The 15103-nt window shown below is 72.2% G+C and carries 14 protein-coding genes and 1 pseudogene; 8 read left to right on the forward strand and 7 right to left on the reverse strand.

The genetic code is table 11. The features are described from left to right. Positions 1 to 31: 31 nt before the first annotated feature. From QM572_RS08020 to QM572_RS08050, 7 genes are read left to right on the forward strand one after another with little or no spacing between them, the layout of a single operon-like run. Complete coding sequence (locus tag QM572_RS08020; RefSeq protein WP_415091841.1) at positions 32 to 997, forward strand: helix-turn-helix transcriptional regulator; 966 nt, start codon at positions 32 to 34, stop codon at positions 995 to 997. Between the two features lie 49 nt (positions 998 to 1046). Then, on the forward strand, positions 1047 to 2051 hold the full coding sequence (locus tag QM572_RS08025) for a helix-turn-helix transcriptional regulator (RefSeq protein ID WP_415091843.1): 1005 nt from the start codon (positions 1047 to 1049) through the stop codon (positions 2049 to 2051). Positions 2052 to 2086: 35 nt separating this feature from the next. Continuing rightward, a complete protein-coding gene (gene tatA, locus QM572_RS08030) occupies positions 2087 to 2383 on the forward strand; it encodes a twin-arginine translocase TatA/TatE family subunit (RefSeq protein WP_415091845.1) in 297 nt (98 codons plus the stop codon). 35 nt (positions 2384 to 2418) lie between these two features. Next, entirely contained in the window at positions 2419 to 3273 is an 855-nt protein-coding gene (gene tatC / locus QM572_RS08035; protein WP_415091847.1) for a twin-arginine translocase subunit TatC, read from the forward strand. Positions 3274 to 3280: 7 nt separating this feature from the next. Further along, the gene (locus QM572_RS08040) at positions 3281 to 3628 is read left to right on the forward strand and encodes a hypothetical protein (protein ID WP_415091849.1); all 348 of its coding nucleotides are present in this window, start codon (positions 3281 to 3283) and stop codon (positions 3626 to 3628) included. 10 nt (positions 3629 to 3638) lie between these two features. Then, the gene (locus QM572_RS08045) at positions 3639 to 4520 is read left to right on the forward strand and encodes a diacylglycerol/lipid kinase family protein (RefSeq protein ID WP_415091851.1); all 882 of its coding nucleotides are present in this window, start codon (positions 3639 to 3641) and stop codon (positions 4518 to 4520) included. A 27-nt stretch (positions 4521 to 4547) separates the two neighbouring features. Then, entirely contained in the window at positions 4548 to 7364 is a 2817-nt protein-coding gene (locus tag QM572_RS08050) for a DEAD/DEAH box helicase (protein ID WP_415091853.1), read from the forward strand. An 18-nt stretch (positions 7365 to 7382) separates the two neighbouring features. Here the strand turns inward: QM572_RS08050 and QM572_RS08055 are convergent, their stop codons facing one another. Next, positions 7383 to 7850, reverse strand: coding sequence for a MarR family winged helix-turn-helix transcriptional regulator (locus QM572_RS08055; RefSeq protein WP_415091855.1), 468 nt, complete (start codon positions 7848 to 7850; stop codon positions 7383 to 7385). A 124-nt stretch (positions 7851 to 7974) separates the two neighbouring features. On the opposite strand from QM572_RS08055, the gene QM572_RS08060 reads away from it, so the two are divergent. After that, on the forward strand, positions 7975 to 9048 hold the full coding sequence (locus QM572_RS08060) for a substrate-binding domain-containing protein (RefSeq protein ID WP_415091857.1): 1074 nt from the start codon (positions 7975 to 7977) through the stop codon (positions 9046 to 9048). A 9-nt stretch (positions 9049 to 9057) separates the two neighbouring features. On the opposite strand, the gene QM572_RS08065 is transcribed toward QM572_RS08060, so the two are convergent. The 6 genes and pseudogenes from QM572_RS08065 to QM572_RS08090 all read right to left on the reverse strand — a co-directional run. After that, positions 9058 to 10437, reverse strand: coding sequence for a toxic anion resistance protein (locus tag QM572_RS08065; RefSeq protein ID WP_415091859.1), 1380 nt, complete (start codon positions 10435 to 10437; stop codon positions 9058 to 9060). Further along, positions 10430 to 11434 (reverse strand): hypothetical protein, encoded by a 1005-nt coding sequence (locus QM572_RS08070; RefSeq protein WP_415091861.1) that lies wholly within the window; start codon positions 11432 to 11434, stop codon positions 10430 to 10432. Before QM572_RS08070 ends, QM572_RS08065 begins: the two co-directional genes overlap by 8 nt. A gap of 19 nt (positions 11435 to 11453) precedes the next feature. Beyond that, positions 11454 to 13250, reverse strand: a complete 1797-nt coding sequence (locus QM572_RS08075; RefSeq protein WP_415091863.1) for a substrate-binding and vWA domain-containing protein — start codon at positions 13248 to 13250, stop codon at positions 11454 to 11456. A gap of 39 nt (positions 13251 to 13289) precedes the next feature. Continuing rightward, complete coding sequence (locus tag QM572_RS08080) at positions 13290 to 14051, reverse strand: urease accessory protein UreD (RefSeq protein WP_415091867.1); 762 nt, start codon at positions 14049 to 14051, stop codon at positions 13290 to 13292. After that, positions 14023 to 14784, reverse strand: a complete 762-nt coding sequence (gene ureG / locus QM572_RS08085) for an urease accessory protein UreG (RefSeq protein ID WP_415091869.1) — start codon at positions 14782 to 14784, stop codon at positions 14023 to 14025. The genes QM572_RS08080 and ureG overlap by 29 nt, the downstream gene beginning before the upstream one ends. Continuing rightward, positions 14777 to 15103 (reverse strand): annotated as a pseudogene (locus tag QM572_RS08090) (urease accessory protein UreF); the annotation flags it as partial. The gene ureG and the pseudogene QM572_RS08090, both read right to left, overlap by 8 nt.

Consider the following 15103-nt stretch of genomic DNA (forward strand, 5'->3'; position numbering starts at 1 on the left):
CCTCGCGGGCCTCACCAGTAGGGTTTCGGGCATGTCCACCGCCAAGTCCGAGCGCCTGATGAACCTCCTCATCATGCTGCTCGTCCAGAAGCGGTACGTCACCAAGGACCGCATCCGGGACGCGCTCTATCCCGACACCTCCCCGGAGGCGTTCGAGAAGATGTTCGAGCGCGACAAGGAGGAGCTGCGCAGCCTCGGCGCGCCGATCGAGGTGGGCTCCGACGACGCCTTCTTCGACGACGAGGTGGGCTACCGCATCCGGCCCGACGAGTTCCAGCTGCCCGAGGTGAGCTTCGACCCCGACGAGGCCGCGGTGGTGTCCGTCGCGACCCGCGTCTGGGACCACGCCGGGATGGCGCGTGCCGCGGGCGAGGCGGGCCGCAAGCTGGCGGCCGACGGCGCCGCCGGCGACGGGCCCGACCTCGGCGCCCTCGACCTGATGCTGCCCCGGCTGGGCGCCGACGAGCCGTCGTACGAGGCCTTCATCGAGGCCGCGTGGAGCCGCACCCCCGTCGGCTTCGACTACCGGCGGACGGGGCAGGAGGCGCAGGCGCGGCACCTGGAGCCGTGGGGCGTGGTGCGCTCCTCCGGCCGCTGGTACGTCGTCGGCCGCGACACCGACCGGGGCGAGGAGCGGGTCTTCCGGCTCTCCCGCGTCGTCGGGGAGCTGCGACAGGCGGGGCCGGCGGGCAGCTACACGATCCCCGCGGGCATCGACGTCCGGGCGATCGCCGACCGGCTCGCGCCGGCTGCCCGCGAGGTCTCCGCGTCCCTCCTCGTCCGCTCCGGCGCGGGCCACGCGCTGCGCCGCCACGCCCGGGTCGAGTACGACGTCCCCGGCCCGTCCGGGGAGCCGGGCTGGGACCGCGTGCTGATCGGCCAGACCACCAGCGACCTCGCTGCCGAGGTCCTCGGCCACGGGCCGGACGCCGTGGTCCTCGAGCCCGCCGAGCTCCGCGCGGAGGTCCGCCGCCGGATCGCCGAGGCCCTCGCATGAGCACCCCATCGGAACGCTCGCTGCGCTCCGCCTCCCACGGGGACCCCGTATGAGCGGCTCCTCGAGCGCGGGAGCGTCGTACGGCTCCAAGGACCAGATCGCCCGGCTCCTGGCGCTGGTGCCCTACCTGCACACCCACGGCGAGGTCCGGCTCGCCGAGGCCGCGCGGATGCTCGGCGTGACCGAGCGGCAGCTCACCAAGGACCTCAAGGTGCTGTGGATGTGCGGGCTCCCGGGCGGGATGCCCGACGACCTCATCGACATCGACATGGATGCCCTCGAGGAGCCCGGCGGCGACCGGATCATCCGGATCGACAACGCCGACTACCTCGCCCGGCCGCTCAAGCTCACCCCCACCGAGGCGACCGCCCTCATCGTCGCGCTCCGCGCGCTGCGCGAGTCCGCGACCGACGAGACGCGGGAGGTCGTCGACCGGGCGCTCGGCAAGCTCGAGCAGGCCGCGGCGGAGGCGGTGCCGCTGGTGCACCCGGGAGCGGCCCCGGACGCCGAGCTGGCGCGCCTCGAGCTCACCCTGGCCAACGCGATCCGCGCCGGCCGGCAGGTGCGGATCAGCTATCACGTGCCGACCCGCGACGAGGAGTCGGTCCGGGTCGTCGACCCGCACGGCCTCTCCCGCGCCCATGAGGCGGTCTACCTCGACGCGTGGTGCCACTCGGCGGAGGCGCCGCGCTGGTTCCGGGTCGACCGGATCGCCCACGCCGTGGTGCTCGACACCCCGGTCACCTCCGAGCCGCCCGCCCGCGACCTCGACGCCGACCTGCTCGGCGGCCTGCTGGGTGGCGCGGCCATCCATGCCACCCTCGACCTGGCGCCCGAGGCCCTCTGGATCACCGAGTACTACCCGGTCGACACCGTCCGCGCCGGCGCGGACGGCCACGTCGAGGCCGACCTGCGGGTCGCGGACGCCCGCTGGCTGGTGCGGCTGGCGCTCCGGGCCTCACCGCACGTGCGGATCCTCGCGCCGACCGATATCACAGCCCTTTATCAGGCCACCCTCAGGAGTACCGCCGCGCGCTACGCCGAAGCCGAGTAGCATGGTCCGGACGTTCCCACCCGCAGGAGACAGACATGATCACCCCCTTTGCCATCGGCGGCCTCGGCACGACCGAGCTGGTCCTCATCCTGCTCGTGCTGGTGCTCCTCTTCGGCGCCTCCAAGCTCCCCGAGCTCGCCCGCGGCAGCGGCCGCGCCCTCCGGATCTTCAAGGCCGAGACGAAGGGCCTCACCGACGACGACGATGACGACGACGTCACCGCGAGCACGGCGCCGGTCACCCCGTCCGCGCTCGAGGCCAAGCAGGCCGAGCTCGACGCGCGCCAGGCCGAGCTCGACGCCGAGCGTGCGCGCCTGCACGACAACAGCTGAATCCCAGCTGACCCACTGATTTCGAGGACGCTGAGTTGTCGGTCGGTGCCACCTTCGGTGGCGTCACCGAGCTACTCCGCGGCCGGCCCCGTCACCCGGTCGGCGCGGACGGCCGGATGGCGCTGTCGGACCACTTCCGTGAGCTGCGCGCGCGGCTGATCCGCTCGGCCCTGGTCTGGATCGTCCTCTTCATCGTCGCGCTCTGCTTCTACAACGACCTGCTGAAGGTCGTCGCGCACCCGTTCTACGTCGCCAACGAGAAGCTCGGGAACGACGTCGACACCGAGCTCGTGTTCACCGGCGTCACCAAGGCGCTGATGGTGCAGTTCAAGCTCTGCGGCGTCGTCTCCCTGATCGCGGCCAGCCCCTACTGGCTGCTCCAGATCTGGGGCTTCCTCATGCCGGCCCTCCATGCGCACGAGCGGAAGTGGAGCCGGATCTTCGGCGCCATCGCCGGACCGCTCTTCCTCATCGGCGTCGGCGTCGGCTACTGGGTGCTGCCCAAGGGCATCCAGGTGCTCGTCGGGTTCACTCCGCTCGACGCGAAGAGCCTGATCGAGTTCGGCGACTTCTTCGACTTCGAGCTGCGCATGCTGCTCGTCTTCGGCATCGCGTTCGAGATCCCGCTCTTCGTCGTCATGCTCAACCTGGCCGGCATCGTGTCGGGGGAGCGGCTGGGCAAGTCCCGGCCGTGGATCGTCATCGGCACCATGGTCTTCGCCGCGGTGGCGACGCCGTCGACCGACCCCTTCTCGATGCTGATGCTCGCCATCCCCATGCTGATCCTCTTCGGCGTCGCCGAGGTGATCGCCCGCTTCGTCGACCGCACCCGCGGCCGGCGGAAGCATTCGACCGAGCAGTGGGACGACGACGAGCTCTCGCCGCTGTGACCACGTCGTGACGAAGCCGAGGGCCTCCTTCGTCGATCGCTACCTGCGTGCCCGGCTCCCCCCGGGCGCGATGCTGCTGGACTACGTCCGGGTCTCGGTCGACACCCGCCGGTTCCGCGCGGCGCGCCCCGGCCTGCGGATGATGTGGCTGGGCACCGGCTGCTTCCTGCTGCTGGTGATCGCGATCATCGTGGTCATCTGCGGCTTCGCGGTGGCGCAGGGCGGTCGCGGCAGCCTCGGGGACCGGGTGATCTTCCTCCTCGTGGGGCTGGCGTCGATCTGGTGGTTCGTCTGGCAGCAGGCGGGCGTCCGCTGGATGCTCCGCAACCTCGGGGCCCGACGCCGGGCGCGGTAGCCTGCCGAGCATGATCCGCCGGTTCGCGCTGCTCCCCGGGTCGTCCTCGGGCACCGGTCGGGCCGCGGCGGCGGTCGGCGCCGTCGTACGCCGGCTGGCGGATGCGGGCATCGACGCCGTCGTCCTGCAGGGCACCCACGGGGACGACACCCGGCAGGTGCTCCGCGACGCCCTGGCCGACGGGGTCGACGGGGTCGTGGTGCTGGGCGGGGACGGGATCATCCACCTCGCGGTCCAGGAGCTGGCCGGCACCGGCGTGCCGCTCGGGATCGTCCCGCTCGGCACCGGCAACGACAGCGCCCGGGCGCTGGGCATCCCGCTTGGCGACGTCACCACCGCCACCGACGTGGTCATCGCCGGCCACCGCCGCAGGATCGACCTCGCCCGCGCCGGCGACCGGTGGTTCCTCACCATCCTGGCGACCGGGTTCGACGCGGTCGCCGCGGCACGCGGCAGCGCCATGACCTGGCCGCGCGGGAACCTGCGCTACGCCGCGGCCACACTGCTGGAGCTGCCCCGGTTCACGCCGCTGCGCTACACCCTCGTGCTCGACGGGGTCGAGCAGACCCGCGAGGCGATGTTCGTCTCGGTGGCCAACACCGACTACTTCGGGGGCGGGATGCGAATCGCGGCCGGGGCGGCCTTCGACGACGGCCTGCTCGACGTCTGCATCGTGAGGCCGGTCTCGCGCACGACGCTGCTGCGCTTCTTCCCGACGGTCAGCACCGGCGCCCACGTCGACAACCCCATCTTCGAACGGGTCCGGGCGCGGACGGTGACGGTCGCGACGACGCCCACCATGACGACGTATGCCGACGGCGAGCGCTTCGGCGACCTGCCGCTCACCGTCGAGGCCGTCCCGGCCGCGCTGACGGTCCTCGTCCCGCGCTGACGGTGCCCAGCCAGTAGGTTGGAGGGCATGAGCACGGATGCGACCGACGAGCTCTCCCCGTCCGAGCGCTACGCGTCGTACGCGACGAGCCGCAGGCACCCGGTGTTCAAGGACTTCGCGGCGCTCTACGGCTTCGGGCTCGACGACTTCCAGGTGCGGGCCTGCCACGAGATCGAGGAGGGCCGCGGCGTGCTCGTCGCGGCCCCGACCGGGTCGGGCAAGACGATCGTCGGCGAGTTCGCCATCCACCTCGCGCTCGCGACCGGGCGGAAGGCGTTCTACACGACGCCGATCAAGGCGCTGAGCAACCAGAAGTACCACGACCTCGTCAGCCGCTACGGCCCCGACCAGGTCGGGCTGCTCACCGGCGACAACACGATCAACGGCGAGGCGCCGATCGTCGTGATGACCACCGAGGTGCTCCGCAACATGCTCTATGCGGGCTCCTCGACGCTCCTCGGCCTCGGGTTCGTGGTCATGGACGAGGTGCACTACCTCGCCGACCGCTCCCGGGGCGCCGTGTGGGAGGAGGTCATCATCCACCTGCCGGAGTCAGTCACCGTGGTCTCGCTGTCGGCGACCGTCTCCAACGCCGAGGAGTTCGGCGAGTGGCTCGGCACCGTCCGCGGCGATACCACGACCATCCTGGAAGAGCGGCGGCCGGTGCCGCTCTTCCAGCACGTCATGGTCGGCAAGCGGCTCATGGACCTCTTCGCCTCCTCCGACGTCGACGCGTCGGCGGGGTTCGTGAAGGAGGGGGCGCCGGTCAACGGCGAGCTGCTGCGAGTCGCGCGCGACGACTGGGCCTCGACCAAGCTCAAGGACCGCCGCAGCCCGCGCGACCGCAACCGCTCCGGGCCCAGGCAGGTCGGCAACGGCCGTCGTGTCTGGATCCCCAGCCGAGTCGACGTCATCGACGCCCTCGAGCGCGCCCGGCTGCTGCCGGCGATCGTCTTCATCTTCAGCAGGGTCGGCTGCGACGCGGCGGTCACGCAGTGCCTGGCCGCCAACGTCCGGCTCACCACGCCCGAGGAGCGGGACGCGATCTTCCGGTTCGTCGAGGAGGCCTCGATCGACCTGCCGGACGAGGACCGGCACGTGCTCGGCTACCACGACTGGCTCGACGGGCTGACCCGCGGCGTGGCCGCGCACCACGCCGGGATGCTGCCGGCGTTCAAGCAGATCGTGGAGGAGCTCTACGTCCGCGGGCTGCTCAAGGTCGTCTTCGCCACCGAGACCCTCGCGCTCGGCATCAACATGCCCGCCCGCACGGTCGTCATCGAGAAGCTGACGAAGTGGAACGGCGAGACCCACGCCGACCTCACGCCGGGGGAGTACACCCAGCTCACCGGCCGCGCCGGGCGCCGCGGGCTCGACACCGAGGGTCACGGCGTCGTGCTGTGGCAGCCGGGCATGAACCCCGCGGAGGTGGCCGGACTGGCCTCGACGCGCACCTACCCGCTGCGGTCGAGCTTCCGGCCGTCGTACAACATGGCGGTCAACCTCGTGCACCAGTTCGGCCGTGCCCGCTCGCGGGAGCTGCTCGAGCAGAGCTTCGCCCAGTTCCAGGCCGACAAGGCGGTCGTCGGGCTCGCGCGCCAGCTCACCAAGGCGGAGAACGCCCTCGACGGCTACCGCGAGGCCGCGACCTGCGACAGGGGCGACTTCCTCGAGTACGCCGGGCTCCGCGCCCAGATCTCGGAGCTGGAGAAGAGCGCCGCCCGCGCCCGTCGCAACGACCGCCGCGAGGACATCGTCGCCTCGCTCGGCGCGCTCAGGCCCGGTGACGTGATCGACGTGCCCAACGGGAAGTTCGCCGGCTACGCCGTCGTCGTCGACCCCGGCTTCGATCCCGAGAACCCGCGCCCGTATGTCGTCACGCTGGACCGCCAGGCCCGACGGCTGGCGATGATGGACTTCCAGACGCCCGTCGCCGCCCTGACCCGGCTGCGGGTGCCGAAGAGCTTCAACGGCCGCAATCCCCAGATGCGGCGCGACCTGGCCGCGCAGCTCCGCGAGCGGACCGGTGGGCTGCACCGCGGCGACGGCGCCGCGCGCCGGCCGGCCAAGGGCGTCACCGATCCCGCGATCGAGCGCGAGATCGCCGCGCTGCGCACGCGGCTCAAGGCGCACCCGTGCCACGGCTGTCCCGACCGCGAGGACCACGCCCGGTGGGCCGAGCGCTGGCAGAAGCTGCAGCGCGAGGCACAGACGCTCGAGCGCCGGGTCGAGTCGCGGACCAACACCGTGGCCCGGCAGTTCGACCGGGTCTGCGAGGTGCTCACCGCGCTGGGCTACCTCACCGAGCGCGACGCCGATGGCGAGGGCGACCAGCGGGTGACGGACCTGGGCAAGCCGCTGATGCGGCTCTACTCCGAGCTCGACCTCGTCGCGGCCGAGGCCCTGCGCGCCGGGCTCCTCGACGGCCTGCGGCCCTCCGAGCTGGCCGCCGTGCTGTCGGTGCTCGTCTTCGAGGCCCGCCGCCCCGACGACGCGTCGCCGGCCCGGCTGCCGGGCGGGCGGGCCCGCGATGTCATCGGGGCGATCGTGAGGCTCTGGGGCGAGCTCGACGCACTCGAGCGCGACCACCGGCTCGACTTCCTCCGCCCGCCCGACCTCGGCTTCGCCTACGCCGCGTTCCGCTGGGCCGAGGGCGACGACCTCGACGACGTGCTCGGGGTCCTCGACCTCGCCGCGGGCGACTTCGTCCGCTGGATGAAGCAGCTGATCGACCTCTGCGGCCAGGTCGCCACCGCGACCACCGACGCACGGGTGCGGAGGACCGCCCGCGAGGCGGTCGACCTGCTCAAGCGCGGGGTCGTCGCCTACAGCGGCCTCGAGTAGCGCACGGTCGAACAGCGCTCAGTCGAACAGGTGGGGGAGGAGCCGGAGCTCGCGGGCGAGTGCGGCGAAGCGCTCGCCGCCCAGCCCCTCGCTGATCGAGACCTCGATCGCGTGCTCGACCTCGTGCAGCCGGACGGCCAGCCGCTTGCCCATCGGGGACAGGGCGGCGACGACGCGGCGCTTGTCGTCGGGGTCGATCCGGCGTACGACGAGCGCGCGCTCCACGAGCTTGTCCATGTGCCGGGTGAGGGTCGCGGCGGGCACCACGGCGGCATCGGCCAGCTCGGACATCCGCATCCCGGGCTGGGCGAGGAGGACGGCCATGATCTGCCACTGCTCCAGCAGCAGGGCCTCGGCGTCGAGGGTGGCCTGGAAGCGCTGCCGGAGCGCGTGCTCGGAGCGCTTGAGCAGCAGAGCGAGACTGCTCTCGCCGACGCCGTCAGCCAGAGGGGCTGCGGTGCCGGCGGCAACGGTGGTCTCGCTCATGAAGGATGCCTTCCCGGACGACGGATTACGTCGATGTTTCGGTCGCGTACCAAGCAGAATTGATGCTCCCACTCGGAACTATTGAACTCTAGACTGCCTCCGACCGCCGTTCAAGGAGGTGACGATGTCCGACTCGCTGCCGATCGCGTTCGTGGTCCCGCTGCAGGGGCCCACGGGCATCTACGGTCCCTCCTGCCTGGCCTGCGGCGAGCTCGCGGCCGAGCAGCTCAACGCCGTCGACGGCATCCTGGGCAAGCACGTCGAGCTGGTCGTCGTGGACGGCGGACGCGAGCCCGAGGTGGTCGCCGCCGAGGTCGGCGCCCTGGTCGACTCCGGCCGGGTCAAGGCCGTCGCCGGGTGGCACATCTCCGCGGTGCGGCAGGCGATCACGCGGCGCATCGGCGGGAAGGTGGTCTACGCCTACGCGGCGATGCACGAGGGCCGCGACGACACCCCGGGCGTCTTCATGCTGGGGGAGCGGCCGATCAACCAGCTGCTCCCGGCCGCGCACTGGATGCGCGAGCAGCTCGGCGTGGGGCGGTGGGCGGTCGTCGGCAACGACTACGTCTTCCCGCGCGTCACCGGAGCGACCGCACGGCTGGCGCTCGCCGACGGGCCGTCGACGGTCGTCAGCGAGACCTACGTGCCGCTGGGAACGACGAACTTCTCCCGCGTGCTGACCGACCTCGAGCTCTGCCGCACGTCCAACGAGGTGGACGGCGTGATCATGCTGCTCATGGGGCAGGACGCGGTGCACTTCAACCGTCAGTTCGCCCGGCAGGGGCTCTCCGACCGGCTCGCGCGGCTGAGCCCCGCCGTCGAGGAGAACACGCTGCTCGGCGGGGGCGCGGGCGCCCACGAGAACCTCTACGCGGCGGCGGCCTACTTCGACGGGCTCGACACCGCCGAGAGCAGCGAGCTCGCCCGGGCCTACTACGCCCGCTACGGCCGCTGGGCGCCGGCGCTCAACGCGGTGGGGGAGTCCTGCTACGAGGCGATCCTCTTCCTCGCCCGGCTCGGCAAGACCACCGGCAGCATGGCGGTCGCCGACGTCGGGGCGATGGCGTCGGGCACCTTCTACGACGGCCCCCGCGGCCTGGTCCGCCTCGACGGCAACCTCCTCGACCAGGACGTCTACCTCGCGTCGGCCAACGGCCTGGCGTTCGAGATCCAGGAGCAGATCGCCCGCGCGACGTGAGCCGCGCCGCTACTTCGCGACGCCGAGCTGCTCCAGGATGTCGGCCTCGGGGAGGGGCGCGGCGGACGGCGAGGCGCCCGAGACGGCGGCCACGGCGTTCTGCACGAGCTGGCGGCGCGACTCGGTGAACTCGGTGCCGATCGTCCTCTCGCCCGCCTCGAGGACGGCGAGGTTGCGTGCCCGCTGCTCCCGGCCCCACCGGTCCGCGGCGAGGAGGCCGTCGCACTGGCGCTTGACGGAGTCAACGATCGCGAAGACCGTCTCCTCGCTCACGACCGGCGCCTGGGCGGACTTCGCGACCTGCTCCACGGCGTCGGCAGCGTTCGAGAACGCGCCCTGGATCAGCTCGTTGACGCCCTTCTGGACGGCGTCGCCCATCTCGGCGCCCTCCTTGGCGAGCGCCGCCTGCTGCCACATCGCCAGCGAGCTCCGCGCGGCGGGGAGGCCCATGGTCCGGAAGACCTGGCAGCGACGCTGCATGGTGGCCGAGACCAGGATCAGGTTGCGGACCGACGGCGCCTGCGCGTACCCGAGGAAGAACTGCTGCCGCCAGTCGAACCACGTCTTCTCCAGCTCGGTGATCCCGCCCGCCAGCTGGGCGTGGACCTCGCGGAGCTCGACGACCGTCATGCTCCGGCCCTCGAACGTGACGCCGGCGAAGCTGTCGCCCGGCGTCTCGGCAGGCCCGGCGGCGAGCAGTGCGGCGTCGGCCGCGGCGAACCGCGCCTTCGACACCTCGATGATCTCCTCCAGCGCGGCCAGGACGGCGACGACGTCCTCCAGCGTGGCGAGGGTGTTCCTGTGCAGGGTCTGGCCGCGGGTGACGTTGTCGGCGAGCTTGAGCTCCATCTCGCGCAGCTTGACCTCCGCCAGGTCGATCTTCTCGGCGATGGGCTTGGACTCCCGGACCAGCGTCTTGATGGAGTACGCCGTGCCCTTGATCAGCCGGGTCAGCTTGCCGACCGCGTTCTCCAGCTTCTCGTTGCGGAACTTCTTGTTGAAGCCGTCGATCTCGCGGAGCAGGTCGTTCACGATCACCTCGGCCTCGGGGATCTTGATGTCCCGCTGCGCCTCCAGAAGCTGGGTCGAGGTGGAGTTGAGCCTGTCGAGCACCGGCGCCCCGAATCCGAGGATCGCGTTGTAGTCGCCGATCATCTTCGCCGCCACCGTCGGCGCCGACCGCTCCAGGTCGGCGAGCTGCTGCGGGCTGAGCAGCGACCGGAAGGAGAAGGTGGCCTCCTCGGTGGTCGCGGCCGCCGCGTCCTCGGGAGCGACCGTCGCCAGCGAGGTCTCCAACGGCGAGGCGGGCTCGGGGTTGCGCGCGGGATCGCCGAGGAGGGCGGCGAAGTCGACGCCGGGGACGGCACCGGCGGGCTGGGTCTCACTCATGGGTCTCTCCTGGGGGGTGCTTCTCGGGCGCGGTCTCGATCGCGGTGTCGGGCGGGTGGGAGTAGACGGAGTCGATCGACGGCGGGTCCATCGTGCCGAGGAGCGACTCGAGGGCGACCTGGAACTCCAGGTCCTGGCTCGCGTTCACCTGGCGGATGTTGCGCAGCAGCTGGCCCTGGGTCGCGGCGACGGCCTGCCGGACGCTGTCCAGCCGCTTCTCCGCCTCGTCCCAGAGCTGGGGGTGGGCGAGGATGTCGAGGAAGTAGTCCTCGCCGAGCGCGCGGTTGAGCTTGCCGAGGGTGTCGGTGTACTCGACCTCGGCGATGCGGGCCTGCTGGGCGGAGCCGCGCCTCCGGATGCGCTCGAAGAGCTCACGGGAGTTGCCGAGGATCTGGGCGAGCTCGGCGGGCATCGCGCCGGGACCGGCGACCTGGTGCCGGCGCTGGATCCGGTCCAGGACCTCGATCTGGCCGCGCAGGTCCTCCGGCAGGCGTTCGAAGACCTTCGGCGACGGCGTACGCCGGAGCAGGCGGCGCACGCCGAGGGTGACCGCCGTGCCGACGACGACGATCGCGAGGCCGACCCCGCCGACCGTCGCGATCGTCGATCCGGAGCCGCCGTCGTGGGAGGCGGTCGACGTGGAGGAGGTGATCTGCGGCAGCGCCGCCTCGATCGCCGGGCCGGCATCGCCGTCGTTGTTGCTGTTGAGCGTGGTCGCGACGGCGGTGGCGTCGTCGCCCGCGACACCGAACGAGTCACGAGCGGCGTCGATCACGACGATGACCACGTCGTAGCCGGAGGTCTGAGACTCGATCTGGGCAGCCAGCTGGGTCGCGCTCACCGTCTGGACCGCGTCGGCGGGCAGGACGGCCACGGCAGTCGACGAGCCCGACAGCGCGGAGGCGATGGCGCCCTCGTCAGTGAGGGACGTGCCGCCGGCGACGTAGACGTTCGACGACTCCAGCGCCGCCACCGCCCCGTCGACGTCGTCACTCACGCGGGCACCCTACCCAGCCTCAGAAGTTGTTCATGACGGAGGCGAACACGGCGTCCAGCTTCGTGGGGTCGGTCGCGTCGAACCCCTGCCCGCCCGACGCGGTGGCGATCTTGCCGAGGACCTTCGTGTCGGCGTCCTCGCCGTAGGCGATCGTGAAGATCCGCACGGGCGACTTCGCGGCGCCCTCCTTGGCGCTCGAGCCGATCTTCACCAGGAGCGAGCCGAGCGAGGTCGCAGAGTCGGTGTCCTGGCCGTCGGACAGCACGACGATGGCGTTGATCCGGGCCGGGTCGACGTGCTGGAGCATGAAGTCGTAGGCCGAGCCGATGGCGTCGTAGAGGGGCGTGCCGCCGTACTCCGCGTAGGAGAGGTCGTCGATCGTGCCGCGCAGCGACTCCAGGTCCCCGCCGAGCGGCGCGAACTCCCGCAACGGGACCACGTCGTCGCCGTGGTCGCTCGCGATGCCGGTGGTGAAGGCCCAGACCCCGATCTCGTCGGAGGAGCGCACGTTCGCCAGGGTCGACTTGGCGGCGTCGATCGCTCCGTCCAGCTTGGACTCGCCGTTGCCCGCGTCGTCGAGCATCGACCCGGAGATGTCGATCAGCTCGAGCACGGCCGAGGGCTTGCGGATGGTCGCCCACGAGTCGAGCGCGGCCGAGACGACGTCGGGGGACGGCTTGGGCAGCGCGACGGCGGGCTGGGCGGGGTCGATGCCGACGTCGGAGTTGAGGTGGTCGGTGACGTCGACGCTCGCGTCGAGGGGCCGGAAGCCGTACGTCGGCAGGATCTCCTGCGCCGGGGTGGTGGCGAGGAACCTCACGAACGCCTCGCCCGCGGCCCGCTGCGCGTCGCTCACCCAGGGCGAGCCGAGCACGGCCGCGGGATCGTCGGAGAACATCGAGCCGCCGGAGGGGTAGACCGCCACCAGCTTCTCCTTGGGCGGGGTGAGCTTCTCGCCGGGCTGGACGGTGTGGCTGTCGGGGTTGCCCTGGTTGTAGTTGAGCAGCGAGGTCTCCTCGACCGCCACCGCCGACACATACGCCGACCCCGACTCGCCCGACTGGCCCTCGTTGTAGAGGGTGGTCAGCACCTTGCCGGTGGTGTCGCCGTAGTGGATCGCACCGCTCTCGAAGGTGGTCGAGAAGGCGGCTGCGGCGGCGATGTCGGCGGCGCTCAGGCCGTCCTGCTTCTTCGCCGCCGCGTAGGCCTGCATCAGGATCATCTCGAGCCCCGTGGTCGAGGTGGTGGGGTTGGTCTTGGCGATCTTGAACGCGCCCCACAGCGGCTTCCCGACGCTCGCCCAGCCGTCCGGTGCGGCGATCAGCTTCGCGATGTCCTCCAGGCTCACCTGCTTGCCGGGGTAGCCGAGCGCGGCGGCCATCGACTCGGGCATCGCCAGCACGACCGGCGTCTTCGCGAACGACGCCGCGTCCTGGATCAGGTTGGCGTTCCCCGCCGCGGTCACCCGGTCGGTCCAGATCGTCGAGGCGGGGGACCAGACGGTGGGCCAGTACTCCTCGTCGAGGCCGGGCCACTCATCCGGGTCCTGCACCAGCACGTCCGTCGCGGCACCCGAGGAGACGTTGATCGGCACGATGGTCGTGCACGTGGAGAGCGCCTTCTGCTCGGGGGAGCTCTTGAAGGCGTCGCCGAGGTCGGACATCAGGTTGACCTTCTCCGAGGAGGTGGCCACCACGACCCGCGTGCAGCCGTCGCCGGCGCTCTTCTCCTCCGTGCCCAGCGAGCACCCCGTCAGCATCGCGACGACGAGCCCCACGGCCGCCACCGCCCCACCGCGTCTCATGGGCCGTCTCATGGACAGAGTCTGGCACCTCGCCGGATGGCGTGCATCCGATCAGGCCCGCGCGGCGGCCACCGCGTCGCCCCATGCGCGATCCAGCTCGGCGCGGTGGGCGTGGCCGGCGAGCGAGCGGACGAGCGTCCCGCCGGCCTCCAGGTCGAAGCGGGTGGCGACGCCGTCCGGCTCGGGCGGCGTCGCGATCTCGGGCAGCTCGGCGCCGACCAGGAGGACGGAGCTCATCGCCTTGTGCCCTCCCCACACCAGCGGGTGGCGGTCGGTGCGCAGCCCGTCGGCGATCACCGGCTGGCCGCCGTCGGTGGTCACCTCCAGCAGCTGGTCCAGCGACCCGCCCGCCTCGCCGTGGCGACCCAGCACGAGCGTCTCGCGCAGCGCCAGGCGGGCGCTCTGGCCGAGCGAGACCCGCACGCGACGGCGTACGACGGCGCCGGCGGTGACGACGAACGGCTCGCCGTGCCAGATCAGGCGCCCGGCGGCGCCAACGTGGATCCGGACGTCGTAGCGGGCCGAGCCGCCGCGCATGTCGTAGGCGACCGTGCCGGCCGGCTCCACGAGCACGAGGGTGGCGCCGGCCCCCACCTCGACGTCGATGGCGACGTCGTCGCCGGCCAGCAGCAGCGCGCCCTCGGGCACGAGGGAGACGCGGGCGCCGTCGGCGTCGCTGGTGAGCAGGACCGGGCGGATCACGGGCCGGTCGGGACCCCCGGCCGAGCGATGCCGTACGGCCACCCGGCCGCCGCCCTCCGGGCGGGCGAGCGCCAGGTGCGTCTCAGTGCGCGTGGTCGTGGGTGTGTGCATGGTCGCCGTCGGCGTGGACGTGGATGACGCCCTCGTCAGCATGGGCGTGCGGCGCCATCGGGCCGGGGTCCGCGGGCACGAGCGCACCGTCGAGGTAGGCCTTGAGCTGCGCCAGCACCCACGCGACCAGGGCCTCCACCGATGGCCGGTCGGTGCGCGCGAGCGCGATAACCGGACGGCCCTCGCGGACGGCACGGGCGTCGAGCACCATCCGCCCCCGGTCCACGCCGACGTACGGCGCCAGGTCGGTCTTGTTGACCACGAGCAGATCGGCTCGGCTGATGCCCGGGCCGCCCTTGCGGGCGACGTCGCCACCGCCGGCGACGTCGATGAGGAAGATCTGCACGTCGACGAGCGCGGGGGAGAAGGTGGCGGTGAGGTTGTCGCCCCCGGACTCGATCAGCACGAGATCGAGTGGGTCGAAGTCGGCCTCCAGCTCCTCGACCGCCATCAGGTTGGCCGTGATGTCGTCGCGGATCGCGGTGTGCGGGCACGCCCCGGTCTCCACCGCGCGGATCCGCTCGGGGTCGAGCACGCCGGCCGAGCGGAGGAAGCGGGCGTCCTCGTCGGTGTAGATGTCGTTGGTGACGACGCCCATGCGGAGGTCGTCGGCCAGCTCGCGGCACAGCAGCGCGATGAGCGAGCTCTTGCCGGTGCCGACGGGTCCGCAGACGCCGAGGCGCAGGGCCCGGTTCGGTCCGGGCCGGCCGGACGGCAGGGTGGGATCAGGCACTGAACAACCTCCTGGAGGCGGCGGCGTGGGCCTGTGCCCACGCCTCGAATTGGGGGGCGCCGGACGCCGGGATGGCGGCCGGGTCGGTGAGCGCGGCGACGTCGTGGGAGAGATCCTCGATCACCGGCAGCGCGTCGAGGACCCAGCCGGTCGCGACGGCCGGATCCATGGGGAGGAGCTTGAGCGCGGCCGCGCAGACCGTCTGGGCGTCGTCGTACCCCACCAGGCGGGCGAGCGCCACCGGGCTCAGGCCGGCGGCGTCCGCGGCCGCGGCGAGCACGACGGAGCGCGGGGCACCCCGTCCGGCAGGACCGGCCAC

The organism is Nocardioides sp., assembly GCF_047607365.1.
Classification (GTDB): Bacteria; Actinomycetota; Actinomycetes; order Propionibacteriales; family Nocardioidaceae; genus Nocardioides.

Excerpts from the sequence above, each read along its gene's own strand:
- QM572_RS08080 (WP_415091867.1), bottom strand. The coding sequence starts at position 14,051 with ATGCACACACCCACGACCACGCGCACTGAGACGCACCTGGCGCTCGCC.
- QM572_RS08020 (WP_415091841.1), top strand. The coding sequence starts at position 32 with ATGTCCACCGCCAAGTCCGAGCGCCTGATGAACCTCCTCATCATGCTG.
- QM572_RS08050 (WP_415091853.1), top strand. The coding sequence starts at position 4,548 with ATGAGCACGGATGCGACCGACGAGCTCTCCCCGTCCGAGCGCTACGCG.
- QM572_RS08060 (WP_415091857.1), top strand. The coding sequence starts at position 7,975 with ATGTCCGACTCGCTGCCGATCGCGTTCGTGGTCCCGCTGCAGGGGCCC.
- tatA (WP_415091845.1), top strand. The coding sequence starts at position 2,087 with ATGATCACCCCCTTTGCCATCGGCGGCCTCGGCACGACCGAGCTGGTC.
- QM572_RS08025 (WP_415091843.1), top strand. The coding sequence starts at position 1,047 with ATGAGCGGCTCCTCGAGCGCGGGAGCGTCGTACGGCTCCAAGGACCAG.
- QM572_RS08075 (WP_415091863.1), bottom strand. The coding sequence starts at position 13,250 with ATGAGACGGCCCATGAGACGCGGTGGGGCGGTGGCGGCCGTGGGGCTC.
- QM572_RS08055 (WP_415091855.1), bottom strand. The coding sequence starts at position 7,850 with ATGAGCGAGACCACCGTTGCCGCCGGCACCGCAGCCCCTCTGGCTGAC.
- QM572_RS08045 (WP_415091851.1), top strand. The coding sequence starts at position 3,639 with ATGATCCGCCGGTTCGCGCTGCTCCCCGGGTCGTCCTCGGGCACCGGT.
- QM572_RS08065 (WP_415091859.1), bottom strand. The coding sequence starts at position 10,437 with ATGAGTGAGACCCAGCCCGCCGGTGCCGTCCCCGGCGTCGACTTCGCC.